This is a genomic window from Vreelandella zhanjiangensis DSM 21076, from assembly GCF_000377665.1.
Classification (GTDB): domain Bacteria; phylum Pseudomonadota; class Gammaproteobacteria; order Pseudomonadales; family Halomonadaceae; genus Vreelandella; species Vreelandella zhanjiangensis.
The window spans coordinates 60,344-81,556 of the sequence record NZ_KB898650.1 but is presented as its reverse complement, the minus strand read 5'-3'; the positions used below and the strand labels follow the sequence as shown (position 1 = coordinate 81,556).

The window sequence follows — 21,213 nt, the reverse complement described above, 5'->3', positions numbered from 1 at the left end:
TACCCAGGCCGGGTAATTTTGGAGAACTGATATGCCTGTTTCGACTTCCCCACACGGGATACCTGTCTGGCGACTGCGTACCACGCGCGCTCAGTGGCTGCAGTTTGGCGCATGGCTTTTGGGAATCAGCCTGTTCCTGCTTTGCTGGAAGGTGATTTCCGACAATACGATGTGGGTGTTTGTGGAAGACGCCGGCCGCCAGGGGAGTGATCTTCTCAGCCGGATGATGCCACCCAAGTGGGAGTACGCCAGCATCCTCTGGAAGCCGATGTGGGACACTCTGAATATCGCCACGCTCGGCACGGCGCTGGGTATTGTGATGGCGTTTCCCGTAGCGTTTCTCGCCGCGCGCAACACAACGCCTCACCCGCTGGTGCGTAGTCTGGCGCTAATGGTGATTGTCTCGTCACGCTCTATCAATTCGCTGATTTGGGCGATGCTCTTGGTCACCATTTTGGGACCGGGCGTTTTGGCCGGCATTATTGCCATTGCGCTACGTTCTATCGGTTTTGTGGGCAAGCTGCTTTATGAGGCCATTGAAGAAATTCACCCTACGCCCGTTGAAGCGATCAGCGCGACCGGCGCCAGCCGTTTGCAGATCATGAACTATGGCGTCCTTCCTCAGGTCATGCCGGCGTTCGCGGGTATCAGCGTTTATCGCTGGGATATCAATATTCGTGAATCCACGGTGCTGGGGCTGGTCGGGGCTGGCGGTATCGGCTTACAGCTCAATGCGTCGATCAATACCCTCGCCTGGAACCAGGTCAGCGTCATTTTTGTGATGATCTTCGCGACGGTGCTGGTTTCCGAGTGGATATCCGCGCGCGTGCGCCATGCGATTATTTAAAGCGGTTTGATGACAAGCTTTTAAATGACATGTACCAGATGAGGGACCCAGGATGCGTTTTCCTGATGCAAGCGTTACGACGATTGATTTATTGCGCCACGGTGAGCCCGTGGGCGGGCGTATGTTGCGCGGCACCACCGACCATCCGCTAAGTGAAACCGGCTGGCAGCAGGTCACTGATGCCGTGATGCGCCATACCGTCGACGGCAGGCCACCCTATGATGCGGTGGTGACGTCACCGTTAATGCGCTGCCGTGAGTTTGCGCTGTGGCTGGGTGAAGAGTTTGAGCTGCCGGTGCAGATCGAGGATGACCTTGCTGAGCTGCATCTGGGAAAGTGGGAAGGTAAAACCCACGCAGAGGTATTCAGCGAGGAGGGCACCGCCCCCATGAGCGCCTTCTGGAATAGCCCGGCGACGGTTTCACCACCGCAAGGTGAAGCCATTGACGCCTTTGATCACCGGCTGGCTGAAGTATGGCGCAATCTATTGGCCAATCCGCCCGGTAAACATGTGCTGGTCGTGGCCCACCTGTTTGTCTGCAACGGCCTGCTGCGCCAGGTACTTGAGCAGCCGTTGGGGCGCGTATTGGCGATGGATTTACCCTACGCTGCAATGAGCCGTGTGCGCCATGAAAAGCATGCGATGGGCGAAACCAGTTTTATTGAGTGGATTGGGCGCTAGGTTCTGCCTGAAAAGTGCCTACGCTCGACAATACGGCGTTAAAAATCGGCTCAGAATACTCATTTACAACCTGTAAACTCCGTTTCTTCGCCGATTTTTGCCTTGTCTTGCCTTCGCTCGCCAAATTTTCAGATAGAACCTAGTTACGCTTGGCGACACCACAAGGTTTGCGCCATGATAAGAGGCGTTGCCACAAGGAGAGTCGCCAATGCCCGTCACGTTGGGAAAACTTACGTTCGTTTTGATGTTGTTAATGTGGCTTTCAGGCTGTGCCAGCCGTGGCACTGACATCTCTCAGCTCCCGCCTTCAGGGTCTCAGGAAGGTCTCTCCATGGAGCGTGTATTGATCCTGGCGCATGCGCAGCAGGCGATCGGCACGCCGTATCGTTTTGGCGGCAATACCCCCGATGGCCTGGATTGTTCAGGGCTGGTGGAATTGGCCTATCGCGCCGCCGGTATGCGTGTACCGCGCACCGCTGATGAACAGTTTCGGGCCCTTCCCGCGGCCGACACGCCCAAACCCGGTGATCTGCTGTTTTTTGGCGAGCGCAGCAAGGCAACCCATGTGGGCATCTATCGTGGCAATCGGCAAATGATTCATGCTCCTGGAAGTGGCCGCGCCGTGGTCAGTGTCCCCTTGGACATCGACTATTGGCAGCAGCGCTTTTTAGGTGCGGCTACGCTTGCGCCTTGACCCCCGACCGTTTCTGCGTACCGTCCTACCCTCTAGCGTATCGTCCGTTCTACCTTAATACGGCCTAAGCTGGCGGGTGCGCTAGGCTGCTTTTTAAGCATTTTTCCTAGGTCGAATAAGCTAATCTTAATGTATGAAAACATCTAACAAGGTCTAGGGCGCGGGACTGGCCGACGGTGGTAGACTGTCTCATCACCGTCTATAAAAAAGCGCGTAAACGGCAGTAGAGAGGCTGCCTGGTAGCACACGCTTTACATGCGCAAGGACCAAGGAGCAATACCATGTATCCGCCTACCGACGTGCCGCAAAAGACGCCTTTTCAGCGCCAGGTGGATGCTATTCCAGCCAAGAGCACGCAGGGAAGTTGCTCTCCTGCCGACACCACGTTTTTGTTTGCCAACGAAGCGATCATTATTACCGATAAGGACAATCGGGTAATTGACGTCAATCCGGCTTTTTGTGAACTCACGGGGCTGACCCTTGATGAGGTCAGTGACAAGACGCCGGAAGCCTTTAGTATTTTGCCGCTGGATGATAGCCGTAGAACGCCGCTGGTACGTGAAGAGCTTAGGCTGCGCGATCGTAGTAAGCACCAGGTGAGTTATCGAAGCCATGACGGACAGTATTATCCTGGCATGATGTCGATTAACCGAGTGCACGATGATCAGGGGCGCGTTGATCATCACGTGATCGTGTTGTCAGATTTATCGGCGATTCCCTCTCATGCGCGGCATTTAAACCGGGAGGTTTATTTTGATGCGCTGACCGGCCTGCCGAATTTGCAGCTGCTAACGCAATTGATTCAGGAGTCGATTCTGCATGCTGATCAAAAGCAGTTGCCGCTTGCCATCTGCTCGCTGGATATTGATTTTTTCCAAACGATAAATGAACGTCTGGGCGCCCAAATGGGGGATATCCTACTCTCCTCATTCGCTCAGCGTATTAGCCATCTGCTGTATGGCGACGATGTATTAGCCCGCGTGGGCGGCGATGAGTTTGTCCTGCTGTTGCACCACGGTGTGGATAATATGTTTTTTGAAAAGCTGCTGGCGGCAATTCGTCAGCCCATCGTGATCGAGGGGCAGAGCATTTACCTGACGGTCAGCCTGGGGGTGACGCTTTATCCTCGCGACCATGTTCAGGGAGATGTGCTGCTGCGCCATGCCAATCAGGCGATGTACCGTGCCAAGCAGCGTGGGCGTGATACCTATCACTTCTTTGATCCTGACCAGGACCGGTTGCTCCAGGTACGTTATGAACAGCGCCAGCGCTTTATCGATGCGCTTAATCACGATGAGCTGTGCCTGTATTTCCAGCCTCAGGTGGATATGCGTAGCGGTCAAATTATTGGCGTTGAGGCGCTCGTTCGCTGGCAGCATCCTGAGCAGGGATTGCTGTCGCCTGGGCAGTTTCTATCCACGATTGATACCACCTCGCTTGAAATAGACTTGGGCGAGTGGGTGCTGACGCAGGCACTTAATCAACTCACTCAGTGGCAAGCAGAGGGTATTTCGATACCAATCAGTGTGAACATTAGCCCAACGCACCTGCTGACCAGCGATTTTAGCCAGCGCCTGGGCGAGCTGTTAGAGCGCTATTCGCATGTGCCACCCAGGATGCTGAAGCTGGAAGTGCTGGAAAGCGCTGCCATGCACGATATAAAGGCGGCGCTTAAGAATATAGCGCGCTGCCAGTCATTGGGAGTGGGGTTTGCCATCGATGACTTTGGCACCGGCTTTTCATCGCTGACCCATTTACGCCAGCTGCCGGTGAATCTGATCAAAATTGATCGAAGCTTTGTGCGCGATATGCTCAGTGACCCCAACGATATGGCCATTGTGGAAAGCGTTATTTATATGGCCAACCGCTTTAACCGGCCCATGCTGGCGGAAGGGGTAGAAACATTGGGCCATGCCAAGGCGCTGATGAAACTAGGCTGCTTTCTGGCCCAGGGGTTTGGGATTGCGAGACCCATGCCCGCAGAGGCAATACCCGCCTGGGTAGCGCAATGGCCGCACCAAGCCGATTGGCAGGCGCTAACACGCCTTTCTTAAGTGGGTGGGTTAAGCCGCTTGGCCGGCAGCTATTTCAGGCTCGGGGCCACGTGCTTTGTTCATCTCACTCTGTTGCTGTGCGGCCTCAAGCTTGGCTTCCAATAAATACTGCCGGGCTTGAGCGGCTACCTGTAAATCTTTGGGTGACGGGTCGGCTGGTGCCAGTGCAGCAGCAATCACTGTCTGCATCTTTTCTATCGTTGCCTGAGGATCACCCGGAATGGGGCCATAATCGATAGGCACTTCACCAGCCACGGCGTAGCGCTTCCCGTCGGGGCCTATTTCATATTCGTAAGTGGCGCCGCCGGTGTACGAGCCGCCTGTGACCTGGTGGGCCATTTCATGTTGGCGGACATCGCGATCCGTTTGTTTCAACTGCTCAAGCAACTGAATCTCTTCAGGAGCCAAAGGCGTGCCGTCGGGGCGTGTGGGTGCCGTCGCCTCACCAATTTTTTTGGCCGTTTCGTCTTCGGAGATGGAAGGCGCTTTTAGCGTGTTTTCGGTGTTTTCGGTGTCGTCCGTCGTTGACGATCCACGATGGGAAATCGTCGTGTACGCTGCCCCAATCGGGGGAAAAGCATTAATGGTCGTGCCCATAAGCAGTTACCGCCGTTTGGGTCATTACGTTATTGTTCGGTTGCGTTACTATAGCGTATCCGCAAACCAATAAAAGCGTGCAAGAGTATGTTACTTGCTGCATAACTGTTTTTAACCGATACCGCTATGCCATCCATTGATGTGATTATTCATCTTAGCCCTGATGAATGCCTGGCCCATTACGAAGGGCGCATTGCCAATGTGCGCACCCGCAGCGTAGATGGGCGTTGGGTAGTGTTTCCCTCCGACGCCATTCGACGTGTGGTAGGGCAAAACGGTGTTCATGGCGTTTTCCGCTTGGAGTTTTCAGCGCAAGGACGTTTTACGAGTATCCAGCCACTCTCTCATCGTTAGTGCATATTTTGCAGGTTCAGCGTGCTTAGCTACTGAAACATAGTGTAATAGCGATGGCTTCCAAACGTTTTCTAACGCGGCCTGTCGTGTTCCGAACAGGTTAAAAGTGCTTGATGCTACCTGCTAAATAACCCGTACATGACATGGCTGTTGTCTATATAATCACGCTATCTCATAAGCGGTATTCCTCGCTTATGCCGTTAACACGTTCAGGCTTATCCGCCGGATCGTTTACAACCTGCTTACCCAGCATCGGTTGTGGTTATCTCAGGAGATATACCATGTCTGCCTCACCTGTCACATTGATGGTAGCGCGGCGCATTGCCAGCGGCCGTTATCATGATTTTAATCGATGGTTGAACGAAGGCCGCGAACTGGCCGCTGATTTTCCAGGCTACCTGGGTTCGGGTGTGCTTGCACCGCCCAACCATGATGATGAATATCAGATTATCTTTCGCTTCAGCAGTAGTGAAACCCTGCATGCGTGGGAGCATTCTGCTTCACGCAACGCTTGGCTAATGCGTGGAAAAGGGCTTTATGATGCTCCTCATGAACATCGCGCTACGGGGCTGGATGCTTGGTTTCAAACTGCTTCAGGCCGCACCCCTCCACGTTGGAAGCAGGCTGTAGCCGTCTGGTTGGCGTTTTTCCCCATCTCGCTTCTCTTTCAATGGGTATTTGGCGATGTATTGAGCGACTGGGCGTTAATTCCTCGGGTGCTGGTGAGTACTCTGATGTTGACGCCGGTGATGGTGTTTGTGTTTATCCCGCTTTCGACCCGTCTTTTATCGCCTTGGCTTCAAGGTAAATGGTCGCTGTTGGATATCTGGGCACGTCTGCGTCATGTACCTCGAACATAAATCTGACATATAAGTCTTTTTTACTTAGATATTACTCCCTGGTAAGCAACGCTGCTAAGCTGAATATGCTTGCAGGAAAAGGATAACGGGCGTGGGCGCAAAGCCTGCATAGCACGTCGCTTCCATGGAGTATTATATGATCCAAGTTCATCATCTGGAAAAGTCACGTTCTCACCGAGTTTTATGGCTTCTCGAAGCACTTGAATTAGAATATGAAATACATCTTTACTCACGCGATAGTAAAACCCAGCAAGCACCTGAAGCATTAAAAAAGATTCATCCTTTGGGAAAGTCACCGGTTATTTCGGACGGCGAACTTGTGGTCGCAGAATCGGGCGCAATTATTGATTATTTAGTACAAACGTATGGCAATGGTCGCTTACAACCTTCTTTTGATAAAACTCATGACTGGGTAGATTATCGGTATTGGCTACACTATGCCGAAGGCTCCTTAATGCCTCTAATAGTAATGCAGCTGGTATTTAAACAGGTGCCTAAACAGTCTCCCTGGTTTATTAAACCGCTGGCTAAAGGAATCAACGACAAGGTTAGCCAGCGCTACTTAAATCCTCAGCTCAAGCGGCATCTAGGCTTCATTGAAAATCACTTGGCTCAAAAAGGTAGTTTTGCTGGTGAGTGGCCAAGTGGTGCCGATATTCAAATGAGCTTTCCACTTCAGGCCATGCAGGCAACACAATCGTTGGCGGCGTATCCGGCTATTGCAAGTTTTGTTAAGCGCATTGAGGCCGATCCCGCCTGGCAGCGGGTAATCGAGCGTGCCGGGCCACTTACCATGCCTGGCGAGTAATCCTTATTATGCTCGCGATGTTTGTTCCAAGGGGAATGCTGCGTCTGCCTAAAAACGCGGTGACTGTAAACCGCCCTCGGCGGTGGGCCGTCAATGCAGGCATATTGCTGGGGTCATGCAGTTTAGCTTTTTCGAGCATGGCGAATGAGACCTTATTGGTTGGGGTTTATCATAATCCGCCCAAACTGTTTGTAGACGATAAAGGACAGCTGCGAGGTATTTTAGGTGAGCTGCTTGAAGCGATTGCCAAGCAAGAAGATTGGCAGCTTGAAAGCATCGCCTGTGAATTTCAGCACTGCCTTGATCTGCTTGCGCAAGGTGACATCGACCTTGTGCCTGATGTCGCCTGGAGTGAAGAACGCGCCAGACACCTAGCTTTTCATAGTGAACCCGTGATGCACAGCTGGTCGCAGCTCTATCAGCATGAAGGCGAGGGAGTGGAGGCAATCCTTGACCTTGAGGGCAAGCGTATTGCGGTGGTGCAGGGTTCTATTCAGCAAAATTACCTGACAGCGGTGACGGAACGCTTTGATGTGATGCTCTCCTGGCTGACGGTGGATAGCTATGCGGAAGGCTTCCAGGCCGTCGCGATGGGCCAGGCTGATCTAGCGGTTTCGGATCATCTGTTTGGCGACTGGCGCGCACATAATTACGGGCTTTATGAAACGGCGATTATCTTTCAGCCCATCCGGCTCTTTTTCGCAGGTTCGCCCACTTTATCGAAAGCAGTGCTGGAGCGTATTGACCAAGTGCTGCGCCGCTGGAAGCGGGATCCTCGCTCTGAGTATTTCAGCACGCTGCGTGCCTGGCGTGCTGAAGAGCAGCCGCCAGAGGCTATCCCTATGTGGCTATGGTGGTGTCTGGGGCTGCTGGCCGCTTTCTGCATTATCGTATTGAGCAGCGCGCTGTGGTTAAAGCGACGTATGGCATCTAACCGGAAACAGCTCGACGCCAATAAAGTGATGCTGGCAACCATTTTGGATAGCGTTGATGCGTATATCTATATTAAAACGCCGTCTCTGCATTATCAGTTTGTAAACCAGAAGATGAGTGAACTATTTGGCTTGCCGGCAGAGCAAATCCTGGGCAAAAGCGATAAGGACTTTTTTGATAGTACGACCGCGCACGAAATCGCTCAGGTCGATCGCAGCGTAATGGAGACAGGTAGAAAGGTAACTATTGAAGAGAACAAGGTGCTGCAAAATAGTGATCAGGTGCGCACATTCTTAACCATCAAAATGCCGCTGTCACTATCACCAGGAACACCTGCCAGCCTGTGCGGTATTTCAACCGAGCTGACGGACTATCTGGAAATGCAGTCGCGCACCAATCATCTGGCGTTTTACGATGTGCTGACAGGACTGCCCAATCGGCGCTTATTGATGGAGTCGCTGACGTGGGAGATCGAACAGGAAAACACTACGCGCCCGTATAGCGCATTGTTAGTAATCGATCTGGATAACTTCCATTTGGTCAACGATATACAAGGCCATGAAAGTGGCGACCAGTTGTTAATCGATGTTGCCAAGCAGCTGCGTCATTATTTACCCGAGAGCGCAGTGCTGGCGCGCTTCAGTGGTGATGAGTTTGTTGCCCTTCTGGCAAGACTCGGCGAGCATCAGGCAGAAGCAGCACTGAACGCTGAGCGTGCCGCCCGGCAATTGCTGGATGCCGTTGCCCAACTGCGCGCTAACCGTCCGCTGCCGGTCAATGCGAGTATTGGCATTGCGCTGTTCGATGGTGCCGATCACAGTATGAACCGCGTGTTGCAACAGGCCGACCTTGCGTTACAGCAAGCCAAAGCGTCGGGCGGCAGCACGCTGCGATTTTTTAATCAGGATATGCAAACCAGCCTCATTGAGCGGACAAACCTTGAAGGCGATTTACGTCATGCTCTAGAGCGCAAAGAGCTTGCGCTGCACTATCAGGTACAGGTAGACCATCAAGGCAAGACGACCGGGGTCGAAGCGCTTTTACGTTGGTATCACCCTCAGCGTGGCTGGGTGCCGCCGTCTACCTTTATTCCTCTGGCAGAAGAGAATGGACTTATCATACCCATTGGCTACTGGGTGCTTCAGTCCGCCTGTGAGCAGCTTGCCAAATGGGCCAATCAAGCCTCTTATGCGGCGTTGACTATTTCCGTAAACGTTAGCTCCGTCCAGTTTCAGCAGCCTGAGTTTGTACGCAACCTGGAAGGGCTGCTCGCCCAGACCCAGGCACCGCCAGGACGGCTGGTGCTGGAGGTAACTGAAAGTCTGCTAATGCGTGAGCCAACGCGGGTACGCAATACGATGCTTAAACTGCGTGCTCAAGGTATTCGCTTTGCCATCGATGACTTTGGTACGGGTTATTCGTCACTGAGCTACCTTAAACGGCTGCCGTTGGATGAGCTGAAAATTGATCAGTCGTTTATTCGCGAACTGCTAACGGATAAAGCCGACGCGGCGATTGTTGATACCACCATTCTTTTGGCCGTGAGCCTGGGGTTAACCGTGGTAGCCGAAGGCGTGGAGAAAAAAGAGCAGCTGGATTGGCTAAAGGGCCATGGCTGTTACCGTTATCAGGGCTATCTGTTTGGGCGGCCCACGCCCATCGAATACTTGTTTGAAAGCTATTAAAAGCGATAACGCCCTGAGCCAGGGCGTTATATAAACGTGATAAACCTGTCTTACCTAGGCCGTATCAATAGTTGGTAAAGCTGCCTGCGTTAAGCCACAGATGAACGGCAATACTGGCGACATAGCCCAGCGCAATCACCGGTGTCCAGCGTAAATGGCCCATAAACGTGTAGGAACCTCTTGCCTGACCCATTACCGCAACGCCTGCGGCAGAACCTATGGAAAGCAGGCTTCCTCCAACCCCGGCGGTTAGCGTAATCAGCAGCCAGTGGCCGTGCGACATTTCCGGTTGCATGGTCAGAACGGCAAACATCACTGGAATGTTATCGACCACGGCGGAAACCACTCCCAGCACAATGTTGGCCCAGGTGGCATCCCAGTTTGTATAAAGCAAATCGGAAAGCAGGCTCAGATAGCCCATAAAGCCAAGCCCACCTACGCACATGACCACACCGTAGAAAAACAGCAGTGTGTCCCACTCGGCTCGCGCCACTCGATTAAATACATCAAATGGCACCACACTACCCAATTGCGCCAGTTTTTTGTTATCCCCGCGCCGACTGTAGCGTTCACGCTTACGCTCCAGCGAGCGGGGCAGGCTCTTGCGCAGGTAGAAGCCAAAGAACTGAAGATAGCCAAGCCCAGTCATCATGCCGAGCACTGGCGGTAAGTCCAGGAGCGTGTGGCACATCACGGCGGTAGCAATCGTGAGTAAAAAAAGCCCAATAATGCGTCGGGCACCGCGCTTAAGCTGAACATCTTCATACACGCTGGTGGGCTTTTGATTCTTAATGCACAGGCTCATCACTACAGCAGGAATCAAGAAATTAACCAGAGAGGGCAAGAAGAGCGTAAAGAACTCCTGAAAATGGATAATCCCCGCTTGCCACACCATCAGCGTAGTAATGTCGCCAAACGGGCTAAATGCCCCCCCTGCGTTGGCGGCGACGACAATATTAATACACGCTAAATTGATAAACCGCTTATCGCCTTCAGCAACCTTGGTAATTACCGCACACATGAGTAGCGCTGTGGTTAAGTTATCGGCAATTGGAGAAAGGACAAAGGCTAGCCCGCCGGTCAGCCAGAACAGCGAGCGATAGCTAAATCCTTTACGCAGCATCCAGGAGCGTAAGGCATCGAATACCCGACGCTCTTCCATGGCGTTGATATAGGTCATCGCAACCAGCAGAAACAGCATCAGCTCGGTGAACTCTAAAAGCGTCATACGAAACGCGTATTCTGACGTGTCGGACATGCCGTTTTGAACATACACCCAGCCGATCAGGCACCAGATAATCCCCGCCGCCACCAAGACCGGCTTGGACTTGCGCATATGGATCTTTTCTTCTGCCATCACCAAGGCATACGCTAGAACAAAGATCGCGACAGCAAAAAATCCAACGGCCGATGAGGTTAAATCGAGCTCCCCGGTGACAGCCAAGGTCGAGGTGCTATAAAACAATAGCAAAACGGCCAACAAAAAAAGCCAGCGACGAGAAACTCGTGGCTGGCCTAGCTCATGGTGCTGCGTCAACATAGTGTATTATCCTTTTTAAGTTTATTAGAAGGCGTTAATCATCGAGATAGGTGTAACAACCCGCTTGGCTGCTAAAGACAAAAATCAAAAAAGAGCGATCACTAAATGATGATGGCTTTTTTATAAATTATCCGTTTTGCTAACAGTAAGTTAGTTAATAAACGTCTGTGCCGTTTAAAAGTGAATAAGTGTCACGCTGCGATTGCTAAATCATCCCATGATAATGAGTGAATAATAATAAGACGAAGGGTTAATAAAACGAACGTTTAATAACGTTTTAATATTAGTATTCACTGTTGTAAATTTTATTTAGAATGCGTCTGGTGGTTCCTGATTCAGGCCACTTGTATGACGTGTCGTTTCAGGGCGAGCGCCAGCCAGTTCATTTTAGGCCTGAGGAGCGTTCCTGATGGGCACTTTACATGCTATGTTGGCTGAGCCAGATACGGCTCGTAGCCTGGCTTGTTGAGACACGCCACACCTTCAGCGCGACAAAAAATCAGACCATTAAGGTCGCTGAATATTAGGAATTGCCCATGCTCCCTTTTCTACGCTCTGCTCTATGTACGCCTTTAATAGTGGTCACCACACTTTCACTAAGTTTCACGGCCCAGGCGGATACACGCGTTACCTATAAATCTGCTACGGCGGGAACCGCCTATTATCAAATGGGCGTGGAGTTATCTGAAGCCATCCGCCAGGGGACGAATGATGACATCGTTCTTACGCTGGAAGAGAGCCAGGGGTCGGTTCAGAACGTCATGGAAGTGATGGCACGTCAAGGCAACTACGTTTTTACCACGCCTCCGGCTTTGGTTGAGCAAGCAATGGCCGGTGAAGGGCCGTTTGCCGAACGCCAGAACCCGCGTTTTCAGGAGATTCGCGGCCTGTTTCCCATCCCCGCAATTACCATGCACTTTATCCTGGCGGAAGATGCAGGCGCTGTAGGTATTGAGGCGCTTGAAGGCAAGCACCTTCTAATCGGCCGCGGCACCTTCGGCGCTCGAGAAGCCGAACGCTACCTAACCCTGTTCGGGTTGGAGGAGAGTGTGCAGATAGCGGATGCTGCGCTAGGCAGTGGCCCCGATGCGCTGAAAAACGGTCAGATTGATGGGTTTGTAACGGCCAGCTCCTACCCAACGCCTAACATCATTGAAGTGGCCGCCAGTATGCCGATTGCGATGGTGAGCCTCACCGATGAGCAAATCGAGATGACCGGTGCGGCGCCCCAGACCATTCCTGGTGGCACTTACCCCGGTATTAATGAGGACGTACATACCACCTCGTTGCCGGTCATGGCATATACCACGTCACAAATGGATGACGAAACCGCGTATACGTTGACCAAAACCTTCTGGGAACGTCGTGATGCCATGGCTGAAGAGACCGCGTGGTGGGGCGGTATTACGCCTGATCAGCTTGCCAATATGGCAGGTACGCTGCATACCGGTGCTTTACGATATTACGACGAAGTAAGTGTCGAGGTCCCTGAGTCACTACGTTAATTCTCTTCTAAGCAGTGCCGACGCCACGAAGCGCGCTTCGTGGCGTCGCTATTTATTGATGGTTAGTTTTCAACAGGCATAAGGCATGACTCTTTTTTCAACGTCAACACCAAGCGATAAGGCTCCTGCTGCTGCTGGTGGCTGGGTAGCGCTGGGCAGCTTAAGCGTGGCCTTTCATCTGGGACTTATTTTTTACGGCTTGACCCCGGCGCTGATTAGCCGGCCGCTGCATATGGCGCTATTGCTGCCGTGGGTGTTGATCTTTATGGCGAAAACGCCTTGGCAGCGGGCAAGTGGCTGGGTGCTGACAGCGCTGGGTATCGCGGCGTGTGGCTATATCGCACTGAACGAAGCGGCGCTTGCCAATCAGTACGGGTTTATCGACAGCCATCTGCAAATGGCTATTGGCGTTTTTCTGATCGCGCTGGCACTTGAGGCGGCGCGGCGAGCCATCGGCTGGCCGCTGCCGTTGGTGGCGTTACTTGCCTTGCTGTATGGCGCCTTCGGGCAGTATGTTCCAGGTACATTTGGTCATCCGGGTATTCCCCTACAGAGCATGGTGGGTACGCTTACCATTGCTGAAGGTGGGCTTTGGGGGTCGCTTACCGGTGTTAGTGTGGGCGTCGTCGCAATCTTCGTTATATTTGGCGCGGTGCTTAACGCGGGTGAAGCGGGCCAGGGGTTTATGAACTTAGCGGGCGCTATGGCAGGTCGCTTGACCGGCGGCGCCGCTAAAGTCGCGGTCATTTCTTCGGCACTAATGGGGTCAATTTCAGGCTCCGCTTCGGCCAACGTGGCGTCTACCGGGGCGATTACTATTCCCTCAATGGTGCGCCTGCGCTATCCAAAATCCTTGGCGGGAGCGGTGGAAGCGGTGGCTTCCTCAGGCGGGCAAATTATGCCGCCGCTAATGGGGGCTGGGGCGTTTGTCATGGTCGAACTGACCGGAACGCCTTACACACAGATTATGGCAGCCGCTGTTTTGCCCGCTTTTCTTTACTTTCTGACCGTTTGGATAGGTATTAACGCCTATGCCACGCGCCACGATCTCCAGCCTGTTGCCGAAGACGAGCGACCCAAACGGAAAGAAGTGCTGATTACCTCGCTGTTTTTTGCAGTGCCTTTTGTACTTCTTCTGGTATGTATTTTCGTAGGTGGATATACGCCACAGTACGCGGCGAGCATTGCGATTTTTGCCGGGCTAGCGCTTCTGTTTTTCAACGTCACGCTACGCTTTTCATTTCAAGGATTTGTGCAGCGCTTTACCCTGGCTATGGTATCTGCCGGGCAGCAAATTGCCATGATTGGTGCCATCATTATTTGCGCCTCTTTGGTGATAGGCGTGCTCTCGCTGACCGGGCTTGGGGTCAAAATCACGTCGGGTATCCTGTCGCTTTCCAACGATATGCTGTGGCCTGCGCTTTTGTTGACGGCGCTTGCCTGTTTGATATTGGGTATGGAAGTACCCACTACGGCGGCCTATGTCATTTGTGTCTCGGTAGCGGGGCCTGCGCTAACGTCGCTAGGCCTTGAGCCGCTGCTCGCTCACCTGTTTGTGTTCTGGTATGCGCTGCTGTCGACGATTACACCGCCGGTATGCGGTGGGGTATTTATCGCGGCGGGTATGGTAGGGGAGAACTGGCTCAAAGTAGCGCTTAAGGCCATGGCGCTGGGCATCGGGCTTTATGTAATTCCGCTGGCCATGGTGGCTAATCCTGACATGATTCGGCTTGCCTTTGACCCTGCTGGCGCGCTGTTTGATACCGCTAAGGTGGCCGTAGGCCTGGGCGCGATCTCCTTTGGCGTCATTGCGAATAAAGCGCTATGGCTGCGCCTGGTGCTTGTGGTGGTGGGCGCGCTGATTATCTTCGCGATCTAACTTGCCGGATTCGTCGCTGCCAATGTGCGCTAACGTGAAACGCACTATTAAAAGCAAAAGCACTACATGCGCAGCGGCGAATCTTCATTTAAGGCTTCGGTGGCATAGATAACCCAGGTATCAATAGCGGGTCCAAGCGAGCGTACCAAGGTCAGCGTTTCAGGTGCCTGGGCCAATGCTTCTTCTGCACAAATACCGGCCTGATAATGACCTTCAATTAATCCATTGGCGACGGCCACCGTTGTCGGTGCCTCAATGATCGTCTTGAACGCGCTTAAATCAGTGTAGTAACGCGTGGCAGGCTGAAGCGCAATATGCTCTGGTTCGGGCGCATCACGACGGGCGAGCAGCGCCAGCGGCTTACTGCCCGCAATAAACGTATCTACTGGAAAGGCACGATGCATATAGCGACCTACGCAGTCGGCATGGCTGAAATGGGCCGTACATTGCAGTACATGGGTTAGCTCACCGGCCAGCAGTGCCTCGAAAGCTGCCTCAAACGTATCGAAGAAAATGTATTGGCTGCCTTGCGCCGCCCGACGTTTGAGGTAGCGTCCAGCAATTAACGCATGATTGCTGCCTTCAGGCCCAAGAGTACCAAGAATCACTGTGCTTCCTTATGCTGTTAACATCGTATGGTCGAGCGCAAGCCGTTGTCGTACAACACCTAACTAATCACCGTAAAGCTGGCTGTCAAATACGCTATGTATCCCACTAGGAGTAATAGTCCCTCGCCACGCGATAAGCGCAGGCCGGTATAGAGGAATGCAATAAGAAGCGCGGAGGCACCCAGCATTACCCACTGATCAAATGAAGCCATGCGTTCAACCAGCGCTAGCGGCTGCAAGAAGGCGGACACGCCCAGTATGCCAAGTATGTTAAAGATATTGCTGCCCAGGATATTACCCACTGCCACATCGGCATGCCGCCGTAGAGCCGCAATGACCGAGACAGCAAGCTCAGGCAGTGATGTGCCAATAGCTACAATGGTAAGCCCAATAACCGCTTCTGAAATGCCCATTGCCTGGGCAATACCGATGGCGCCATAGAGCAACAGTTGAGACCCGCCGATCAGCAGGGCCAGTCCACCAATTAAAGCCATCACGATAAATAGCGTACTGCTGGGCAGCTTGGTAACTTCGTCTGCCTCCGCGGCATGCAGCTCGGCGGAAGGGGTATGCTGGCCACTTTCGCTGCGGTAGGCCCATATTAGATAGGCCGTCAGGCTAACAAGCAGTATGGCCGCATCAAAACGCCCTAGACTGCCGTTGAAAGCTAAAGCAATGAATAGCACTGCCGCCAGCATCATCACCAGTCCATCGCGCTTGAGCGCCTGTGGCTGGGTGGTCATCGGACAGATTAGGGCGCAAATGCCAAGGATCAATAAGATGTTGCCAATATTGCTGCCGACCACGTTACCAATCGCGATATCGGGCTGCTGGTTCATGGCGGCGTGGATCGAGACCACCAGCTCGGGCGATGAGGTACCAAACCCTACAATAACGAGCCCGGTAAAAAGCGGTGAAACACCCAGCCGTTTGGCTCCAGCGACGGCGCCGCGAATCAACCCTTCACCGCCTAGCGTTAAAAGCGCAATACCTGCTAGTAAACTCAGTCCATAAAGCAGCATAAATGGTCTCCACCATGAAGCCTCAACGCCTAATGTCAGCGACTATAAGCGTTAATTTAATACATAGCGAGACCAATTCTTTTAACGCTTAAGAAGATAAAATATTGGCCAGGAGTTCACTATTGAAGGGGTGTGTCGGACTTTACTTGTTTGAGCCAGCGCTGTTTAGCATGATTTCTAAGGTTTTGAATTTTATCTGTTTCATCCACAATATCCTGGCCCAGAATAGTTTCGATAACGTCTTCAAGGGTAATGATACCAAGCCAGGTGCCATGCTCGTCATAAATCACCCGCATATGGTGACGGCTGGTGAGCATATCTGAAAATACCTGCTCAACGCTTGCGCTGTCGGCGATAGCTCCCATGGGATGCATCAATGCCTGCATGGTGCTATCCGGTTCGGCGTGATAAATATCGAGCTTATGTATATAGCCTAAGGCCTGCTCGTTAGTGTCCATGACAGGGTAACGTGTAAAAGAGAGCTTGCCGAAGCGTTCATCGAAATCGGCCACGGTCATATCCGGTGCGACCGTTTCACTGACAGCGCGTGGCGTCATCGCCTCAGTTACCGGAATTTCATGCAGGTTCAAAATATTGGTAATGGTGCGTGTTTCATCGTTATCCATTACTTTTTCTTCCAGACCTGCACGCGCTAATACTTTTATTTCGCTACGCAAATCAATACCTTCATCTGCCTCACCCAGCCGCCGGGTAATCATTTTTGATAGCCAGATAAACGGCATTAACACCACCATCAAGGTATTTAAAATAGGCGGCAGAAAAGGTGCTAAACGACGCCAATAGTTAGCACCTAACGTTTTAGGAATAATTTCTGAGAAAACCAGAATTAAAATCGTCATGACTGCCGAAGCCACAGCGACATAAACATCCCCAAACAAAGCGGCTACCTGGGCGCCTATTCCCGTAGCGCCAGCCGTATTGGCGATGGTGTTAAGTGTTAAAATAGCCGCGAGCGGACGGTCGATGTTGGCTTTTAACGTATCAAGTGCTTTATGTAATTTAGGACGTTCTTCTTTTAATTGAGCGATATAGCTTGGGGTAATCGAGAGTAACGAGGCTTCAAGTATCGAGCATAGGAAAGAGGCTGAAATAGTTAAAATAACAATTATCGTTAAAAGTACCATATTCGCTCACAGAGTTAAGAGGTTTAATCTCTTTATAGTTAAGCTGCTTAAACTGTCAATAAGCTCTTAAAGACCTAATTTATGTTATTTAATAAAGTTTCTTCGAATGAGCATGATGATATGAAGCGCACAATTTTTTAAGAAGGGCTTATTGAGGTAATCTCTCGCAAAATAATCAAATTAACAGCAAGCTTATGTAGCCGTGACCCCGCTCAATACAGTGCTTGCCAAGCACCACTACATCTCCTTTGGTGCTTTTTTTGACATCTCAGGTACGGTTCGTTGGGTTTGATGAATGAAATGTTATATTGTATCTTTATGGCTTGTTTAAGAATAATCCATTCACTGGAAAAGGAAGTCTGAAAGATGCCGTTACTCTCATCCAAAGCACTCAGCGCATTAGCCATCAGCTCGCTGGCATTGGCAGGTATTCAGTCGGTGGTTGCAGATGACAAGCATGAACACCACGACCATGATCATGGCCACTCACATAATCATTCACACGACCACTCTCATGGCCATGACCATTCGCATGACCACAGACATGATCACAACAGCGATATCTATTCAGGGCATTTTAGTGATGATCAGGTGGCGGACCGCCCGCTTTCTGATTGGGAAGGCGATTGGCAGTCCGTCTATCCCTATCTAGAAGATGGCACGCTGGATAAAGTGTTTGACCATAAAGCCGAGCATGGCGATAAAACGGCGGAAGAGTACAAGGAGTACTACGGCACCGGTTACCAAACAGCGGTTGACCGTATCGTTATCGAAGGCAATAACGTCACCTTCTACGAAAACGGAGAAGAGAACACGGGCGAGTATCAATATGATGGCTACGAAATTTTAACCTACGAAGCGGGCAACCGCGGCGTACGGTTTATTTTCGAACTAGAGGGCGAGGACGCCGCTGACAATCTTCCCCAGTACATTCAATTCAGCGACCACGATATCTACCCAACCGACGCGCACCACTTCCATCTTTACTGGGGTGATGACCGCGAAGCTCTGCTGGAAGAAGTCACTCACTGGCCGACATACTACCCGTCTGAGTTAAACGGTGATGAAATTGTTGAAGAAATGATCGCTCACTAAGATTGAGTTGCTGTTTTATAGGTAGTTATAGACGCCAGCAGAACTGCTGGCGTCTTGCTGTTATGAGAGCATGAAAAAGGAGCTAATCTGTAGTGCAGATAAAACGAATGTTGCCGCTTTGGCTTTATTAACCAGCAATAGGTATCACGATGCGATTATGGTCACTATGGACAGGCGTGGGGCTTTTGATTTTCAGCGGCTGGGTAAGCGCCAATGAAGAGTGTGATAGTCCTAAAACACAGATGGAAATGACCCAGTGCTCGGCGCAAACGTATCAAATGGCTGATGATGAGCTTAACGAGGCTTATCAGGCACTGATCGGAAGGCTTGAGAATAATGGGTCGTCACTTGAAAAGCTCAGAGCGGCCCAGCGCAAGTGGATTGGTTTTCGTGACGCTGAATGTGCGTTCGAGAGTAGTGCAGTAGAAGGCGGCAGCGCTCAGCCTATGGTACGCAATGGCTGTCTTGAAGCACTCACTAGAGCGCGCACGCAGAGACTGCAAGAGCATGGCAGCTGCGAAGAGGGTGACCTGAGCTGCGTCAGGTAGCTAATGCAAAGGCTGACTGTAGAAACGAAAAAAGCACCTAAAGGTGCTTGATTCGAAGGGGTGTCTGGTGGAGGCGGCGGGAATTGAACCCGCGTCCGCCAGCACGCGCCTATTGGCTCTACATGCTTAGATTTCGTCATTTGTTTTAACGTCACTGACTCCGACGATCAGGATTCAGCAACGCGAGCCTTCTAAAATTTAACGCTTGGCGAGAAGACACCACCAAACGCGGTCCTATCAGCTTTAGCTCGTATCCCCTCAATGATGAATAGGCACATCACCTTGGGGCCAGACAAGAAGCTAACAGTTTAAGCTGCTAGCGCGCCTTGAGCGTAGTTTTCGTCATTTGCGACTATTTTTCGTGATGTGGGATTTACGAGATACATCACGCTCTCGGCATGCACCGCAAGGGTTGTCACCGGCGTCGAAACCATGTCGCCCCCTTATTTCAGGTGAGCATTCTAACGTGCTCACAAGTAATTGACCAGTTATGCCTTGTTATGTTCCCGCATAATTCGACCTTTTTGACGACTCCAGTCACGATCTTTTTCTGTCGCACGCTTGTCATGCAGCTGCTTACCGGTCACCAGCGCCAATTCACACTTCACTTTATTGCGCTTCCAGTAGAGCTTGAGCGGCACGCAGGTGTGGCCCTTGTCCTGAGTAATCGAAAAGATTTTGGCTATTTCTTTACGATGCAGCAACAATTTACGGGTACGCGTGGGGTCGGCTATTTCATGGGTGCTTGCCGTGTTGAGCGGCATGATATGGCTACCCAATAAAAACGCCTCGCCGTTGCGCACCAGAATATAGGTGTCGGTGAGCTGGGCTTTACCGGCGCGCAGGCTTTTGACTTCCCAGCCCGCGAGCACAAGACCTGCCTCGAAGGTTTCGTCAATATGGTACTCAAACCGTGCCTTCTTGTTCTGGGCAATGACGCTGCTGCCGGGGCCCTTACTGTTACCTTTCTTAGTGGCCATGAAACCTCATCTGTAATCTGTCAGTGGCACCCCCTTCGTTATATGGGGAGGCGTGATACCATTCAAGGTCTGAAAAAATGTTTCCCATGATACGCTTTGGGCACTGTGAAGTCAGCGGAGAGGTCAATGCCAACCGTCAATCGTTCCGCCTTGGTGCGGCACACCCCCCAGCAAATGTTCGATCTGGTCAACGATTTCGAACGCTACCCCGAATTTTTGCCGGGTTGCAGTCGGGCACGCTTACTTGAGCGTGACGAAACCCATTTAATCGGGGAAATGACCCTGGGTCGCGCGGGGGTGGAGCAAACCATCACTACGCGTAACGAACTGTTTACCCCCGAACAAATTGAAATGTCGTTGGTGAAAGGGCCGTTTAAACGCTTAAAAGGGCGCTGGCTTTTTACCCCGATGGGAGAAAATGCCTGCAAAGTCAGCCTGGAAATGGAGTTTGAATTTGCCAGCCGTCTGTTAAGCATGGCTTTTGGACGTTTATTCCAGCAAATTGCTGGCCAACTGGTAGATGCCTTCACCAAACGCGCTGACGAGCTGTATGGGCGATAACAGCCTGCCAGTAGAGGTAGCCTTTGCATTGCCTGCCAAACAGCGCCTGGTGGCCTTACAGGTGCCTCAAGGCACGACTGCGCGCCAAGCCGTGGCACTGGCTAACTTGCCAGAGCTCTTCCCCGAGCTGACCGAAGATACGTTCACCAAGGCGCCGCTGGGAATTTTTGGCAAGGCGCTGCGCAATCCCGATACGCAAACATTGCGTGCCGGGGATCGCGTTGAAGTGTACCGCCCTCTGCAGATCGACCCAAAGGCCGCCCGCCTGGAGCGTGCAAAGCGCCAGGCGAGTGGCCAGTAAGCGTTACTCGGAGCGCAGGATCGGCTGAGGCGCAGGTGCCGTCTCAGGTGTCTGTGTCCGAATACTCTCCTGAGGAAGCGCGTCTAACGGATCAGCGCCTTCAAGAGCTGGCCCAAGGCCAGTGTCTGTGCTGACCGGAAGATCGCCTGAGAAATCGCCTTGCTGCTGTACATTGGATAATCGGCCCGACGGATCGAACGTCAGCGTTACGCGGCGTTGTTCAACGCCACCGTAAGCTTCGTCCAAACGGTACACATAATCCCATTGGTTGGAATCAAACGGCGCCTCCATCAGCGGGCGACCCATTACGTAGGTAACCTGCTCCTGAGTCATGCCTGGCTGAAGCTGGTTGACCATTTCTTTAGTCACCAGGTTGCCTTGCGGAATGTCACGCTTGTAAACGCCAACGTAACTACAGCCACTTACAACGGTAAGGGCAACGGAAAGTGTGATGATGCGAGTCAATTTTTGCATTTGAGCCTGTTCTTCACTATCGTGGTTTCGGTCGATCATAC

Annotated in this window: 21 protein-coding genes and 1 other RNA gene; 14 read left to right on the top strand and 8 right to left on the bottom strand. The window is 52.0% G+C overall.

Features of this window, described 5'->3' with window-relative positions:
• Window positions 1–31 precede the first annotated feature (31 nt).
• From phnE to D467_RS0111115, 4 genes are all read left to right on the top strand, one after another.
• Window positions 32–847 (top strand): phosphonate ABC transporter, permease protein PhnE, encoded by an 816-nt coding sequence (gene phnE / locus D467_RS0111130; RefSeq protein ID WP_018917603.1) that lies wholly within the window; start codon window positions 32–34, stop codon window positions 845–847.
• A 52-nt stretch (window positions 848–899) separates the two neighbouring features.
• A complete protein-coding gene (locus D467_RS0111125; protein WP_018917602.1) occupies window positions 900–1,529 on the top strand; it encodes a histidine phosphatase family protein in 630 nt (209 codons plus the stop codon).
• Window positions 1,530–1,737: 208 nt separating this feature from the next.
• A complete protein-coding gene (locus D467_RS0111120) occupies window positions 1,738–2,223 on the top strand; it encodes a C40 family peptidase (RefSeq protein ID WP_018917601.1) in 486 nt (161 codons plus the stop codon).
• Window positions 2,224–2,504: 281 nt separating this feature from the next.
• Window positions 2,505–4,277, top strand: a complete 1,773-nt coding sequence (locus D467_RS0111115; RefSeq protein WP_018917600.1) for a putative bifunctional diguanylate cyclase/phosphodiesterase — start codon at window positions 2,505–2,507, stop codon at window positions 4,275–4,277.
• A 9-nt stretch (window positions 4,278–4,286) separates the two neighbouring features.
• Here the strand turns inward: D467_RS0111115 and D467_RS0111110 are convergent, their stop codons facing one another.
• Window positions 4,287–4,874: a putative metalloprotease CJM1_0395 family protein gene (locus tag D467_RS0111110; RefSeq protein WP_018917599.1), complete on the bottom strand. Its 588-nt coding sequence runs from the start codon at window positions 4,872–4,874 to the stop codon at window positions 4,287–4,289.
• A 126-nt stretch (window positions 4,875–5,000) separates the two neighbouring features.
• Between D467_RS0111110 and D467_RS0111105 the strand changes: the two genes are divergently transcribed.
• The 4 genes from D467_RS0111105 to D467_RS0111090 all read left to right on the top strand — a co-directional run bounded on the left by D467_RS0111105 (window position 5,001) and on the right by D467_RS0111090 (window position 9,514).
• Window positions 5,001–5,228, top strand: coding sequence for a DUF2835 family protein (locus D467_RS0111105; protein WP_018917598.1), 228 nt, complete (start codon window positions 5,001–5,003; stop codon window positions 5,226–5,228).
• A gap of 281 nt (window positions 5,229–5,509) precedes the next feature.
• Window positions 5,510–6,088, top strand: coding sequence for a putative antibiotic biosynthesis monooxygenase (locus D467_RS0111100; RefSeq protein ID WP_018917597.1), 579 nt, complete (start codon window positions 5,510–5,512; stop codon window positions 6,086–6,088).
• A 136-nt stretch (window positions 6,089–6,224) separates the two neighbouring features.
• Window positions 6,225–6,896: a glutathione S-transferase gene (locus D467_RS0111095; protein ID WP_018917596.1), complete on the top strand. Its 672-nt coding sequence runs from the start codon at window positions 6,225–6,227 to the stop codon at window positions 6,894–6,896.
• A gap of 35 nt (window positions 6,897–6,931) precedes the next feature.
• Window positions 6,932–9,514: an EAL domain-containing protein gene (locus D467_RS0111090; RefSeq protein WP_018917595.1), complete on the top strand. Its 2,583-nt coding sequence runs from the start codon at window positions 6,932–6,934 to the stop codon at window positions 9,512–9,514.
• Window positions 9,515–9,578: 64 nt separating this feature from the next.
• Here D467_RS0111090 and nhaD read toward each other — a convergent pair whose 3' ends face one another.
• The gene (gene nhaD, locus D467_RS0111085) at window positions 9,579–11,054 is read right to left on the bottom strand and encodes a sodium:proton antiporter NhaD (RefSeq protein ID WP_018917594.1); all 1,476 of its coding nucleotides are present in this window, start codon (window positions 11,052–11,054) and stop codon (window positions 9,579–9,581) included.
• A 536-nt stretch (window positions 11,055–11,590) separates the two neighbouring features.
• Here nhaD and D467_RS0111080 point away from each other — a divergent pair.
• Both D467_RS0111080 and D467_RS0111075 read left to right on the top strand, forming a co-directional pair.
• Window positions 11,591–12,559, top strand: a complete 969-nt coding sequence (locus D467_RS0111080; RefSeq protein ID WP_018917593.1) for a TAXI family TRAP transporter solute-binding subunit — start codon at window positions 11,591–11,593, stop codon at window positions 12,557–12,559.
• Window positions 12,560–12,644: 85 nt separating this feature from the next.
• Entirely contained in the window at window positions 12,645–14,438 is a 1,794-nt protein-coding gene (locus D467_RS0111075; RefSeq protein WP_018917592.1) for a TRAP transporter permease, read from the top strand.
• 62 nt (window positions 14,439–14,500) lie between these two features.
• Here D467_RS0111075 and D467_RS0111070 read toward each other — a convergent pair whose 3' ends face one another.
• The 3 genes from D467_RS0111070 to D467_RS0111060 form a co-directional block, all read right to left on the bottom strand.
• Window positions 14,501–15,046, bottom strand: a complete 546-nt coding sequence (locus D467_RS0111070) for a hypothetical protein (protein ID WP_018917591.1) — start codon at window positions 15,044–15,046, stop codon at window positions 14,501–14,503.
• 59 nt (window positions 15,047–15,105) lie between these two features.
• The gene (locus D467_RS0111065; RefSeq protein WP_026285726.1) at window positions 15,106–16,065 is read right to left on the bottom strand and encodes a calcium/sodium antiporter; all 960 of its coding nucleotides are present in this window, start codon (window positions 16,063–16,065) and stop codon (window positions 15,106–15,108) included.
• Between the two features lie 122 nt (window positions 16,066–16,187).
• Complete coding sequence (locus tag D467_RS0111060) at window positions 16,188–17,213, bottom strand: CNNM domain-containing protein (RefSeq protein WP_018917589.1); 1,026 nt, start codon at window positions 17,211–17,213, stop codon at window positions 16,188–16,190.
• Between the two features lie 366 nt (window positions 17,214–17,579).
• Here D467_RS0111060 and D467_RS0111055 point away from each other — a divergent pair, with 366 nt between their 5' ends.
• Both D467_RS0111055 and D467_RS0111050 read left to right on the top strand, forming a co-directional pair.
• Complete coding sequence (locus D467_RS0111055) at window positions 17,580–18,308, top strand: metal-binding protein ZinT (protein ID WP_018917588.1); 729 nt, start codon at window positions 17,580–17,582, stop codon at window positions 18,306–18,308.
• Window positions 18,309–18,457: 149 nt separating this feature from the next.
• Window positions 18,458–18,856 (top strand): lysozyme inhibitor LprI family protein, encoded by a 399-nt coding sequence (locus D467_RS0111050; RefSeq protein ID WP_018917587.1) that lies wholly within the window; start codon window positions 18,458–18,460, stop codon window positions 18,854–18,856.
• A 65-nt stretch (window positions 18,857–18,921) separates the two neighbouring features.
• Here D467_RS0111050 and ssrA read toward each other — a convergent pair.
• Window positions 18,922–19,299, bottom strand: a transfer-messenger RNA (tmRNA) gene (ssrA, locus tag D467_RS19695).
• Between the two features lie 45 nt (window positions 19,300–19,344).
• Complete coding sequence (gene smpB / locus D467_RS0111045; protein WP_018917586.1) at window positions 19,345–19,836, bottom strand: SsrA-binding protein SmpB; 492 nt, start codon at window positions 19,834–19,836, stop codon at window positions 19,345–19,347.
• Between the two features lie 126 nt (window positions 19,837–19,962).
• Between smpB and D467_RS0111040 the strand changes: the two genes are divergently transcribed.
• Together D467_RS0111040 and D467_RS0111035 are read left to right on the top strand one after the other, a co-directional pair.
• The gene (locus D467_RS0111040; protein ID WP_018917585.1) at window positions 19,963–20,397 is read left to right on the top strand and encodes a type II toxin-antitoxin system RatA family toxin; all 435 of its coding nucleotides are present in this window, start codon (window positions 19,963–19,965) and stop codon (window positions 20,395–20,397) included.
• Window positions 20,387–20,698, top strand: coding sequence for an RnfH family protein (locus tag D467_RS0111035; protein ID WP_018917584.1), 312 nt, complete (start codon window positions 20,387–20,389; stop codon window positions 20,696–20,698). Before D467_RS0111040 ends, D467_RS0111035 begins: the two co-directional genes overlap by 11 nt.
• Before the next feature lie 3 nt (window positions 20,699–20,701).
• Here D467_RS0111035 and D467_RS0111030 read toward each other — a convergent pair whose 3' ends face one another.
• Window positions 20,702–21,172, bottom strand: a complete 471-nt coding sequence (locus D467_RS0111030) for an outer membrane protein assembly factor BamE (RefSeq protein ID WP_040460426.1) — start codon at window positions 21,170–21,172, stop codon at window positions 20,702–20,704.
• Window positions 21,173–21,213 lie beyond the last annotated feature (41 nt).

What these genes read in the sequence shown, in the direction of transcription:
- nhaD (WP_018917594.1), bottom strand. Translation starts at nt 11,054, where the DNA reads ATGTTGACGCAGCACCATGAGCTAGGCCAGCCACGAGTTTCTCGTCGC.
- D467_RS0111100 (WP_018917597.1), top strand. Translation starts at nt 5,510, where the DNA reads ATGTCTGCCTCACCTGTCACATTGATGGTAGCGCGGCGCATTGCCAGC.
- D467_RS0111040 (WP_018917585.1), top strand. Translation starts at nt 19,963, where the DNA reads ATGCCAACCGTCAATCGTTCCGCCTTGGTGCGGCACACCCCCCAGCAA.
- D467_RS0111075 (WP_018917592.1), top strand. Translation starts at nt 12,645, where the DNA reads ATGACTCTTTTTTCAACGTCAACACCAAGCGATAAGGCTCCTGCTGCT.
- D467_RS0111030 (WP_040460426.1), bottom strand. Translation starts at nt 21,172, where the DNA reads ATGCAAAAATTGACTCGCATCATCACACTTTCCGTTGCCCTTACCGTT.
- phnE (WP_018917603.1), top strand. Translation starts at nt 32, where the DNA reads ATGCCTGTTTCGACTTCCCCACACGGGATACCTGTCTGGCGACTGCGT.
- D467_RS0111105 (WP_018917598.1), top strand. Translation starts at nt 5,001, where the DNA reads ATGCCATCCATTGATGTGATTATTCATCTTAGCCCTGATGAATGCCTG.
- D467_RS0111055 (WP_018917588.1), top strand. Translation starts at nt 17,580, where the DNA reads ATGCCGTTACTCTCATCCAAAGCACTCAGCGCATTAGCCATCAGCTCG.
- D467_RS0111090 (WP_018917595.1), top strand. Translation starts at nt 6,932, where the DNA reads ATGCTGCGTCTGCCTAAAAACGCGGTGACTGTAAACCGCCCTCGGCGG.
- D467_RS0111080 (WP_018917593.1), top strand. Translation starts at nt 11,591, where the DNA reads ATGCTCCCTTTTCTACGCTCTGCTCTATGTACGCCTTTAATAGTGGTC.
- D467_RS0111060 (WP_018917589.1), bottom strand. Translation starts at nt 17,213, where the DNA reads ATGGTACTTTTAACGATAATTGTTATTTTAACTATTTCAGCCTCTTTC.
- D467_RS0111110 (WP_018917599.1), bottom strand. Translation starts at nt 4,874, where the DNA reads ATGGGCACGACCATTAATGCTTTTCCCCCGATTGGGGCAGCGTACACG.
- D467_RS0111095 (WP_018917596.1), top strand. Translation starts at nt 6,225, where the DNA reads ATGATCCAAGTTCATCATCTGGAAAAGTCACGTTCTCACCGAGTTTTA.
- D467_RS0111050 (WP_018917587.1), top strand. Translation starts at nt 18,458, where the DNA reads ATGCGATTATGGTCACTATGGACAGGCGTGGGGCTTTTGATTTTCAGC.
- D467_RS0111125 (WP_018917602.1), top strand. Translation starts at nt 900, where the DNA reads ATGCGTTTTCCTGATGCAAGCGTTACGACGATTGATTTATTGCGCCAC.
- D467_RS0111115 (WP_018917600.1), top strand. Translation starts at nt 2,505, where the DNA reads ATGTATCCGCCTACCGACGTGCCGCAAAAGACGCCTTTTCAGCGCCAG.
- D467_RS0111120 (WP_018917601.1), top strand. Translation starts at nt 1,738, where the DNA reads ATGCCCGTCACGTTGGGAAAACTTACGTTCGTTTTGATGTTGTTAATG.
- D467_RS0111035 (WP_018917584.1), top strand. Translation starts at nt 20,387, where the DNA reads ATGGGCGATAACAGCCTGCCAGTAGAGGTAGCCTTTGCATTGCCTGCC.
- smpB (WP_018917586.1), bottom strand. Translation starts at nt 19,836, where the DNA reads ATGGCCACTAAGAAAGGTAACAGTAAGGGCCCCGGCAGCAGCGTCATT.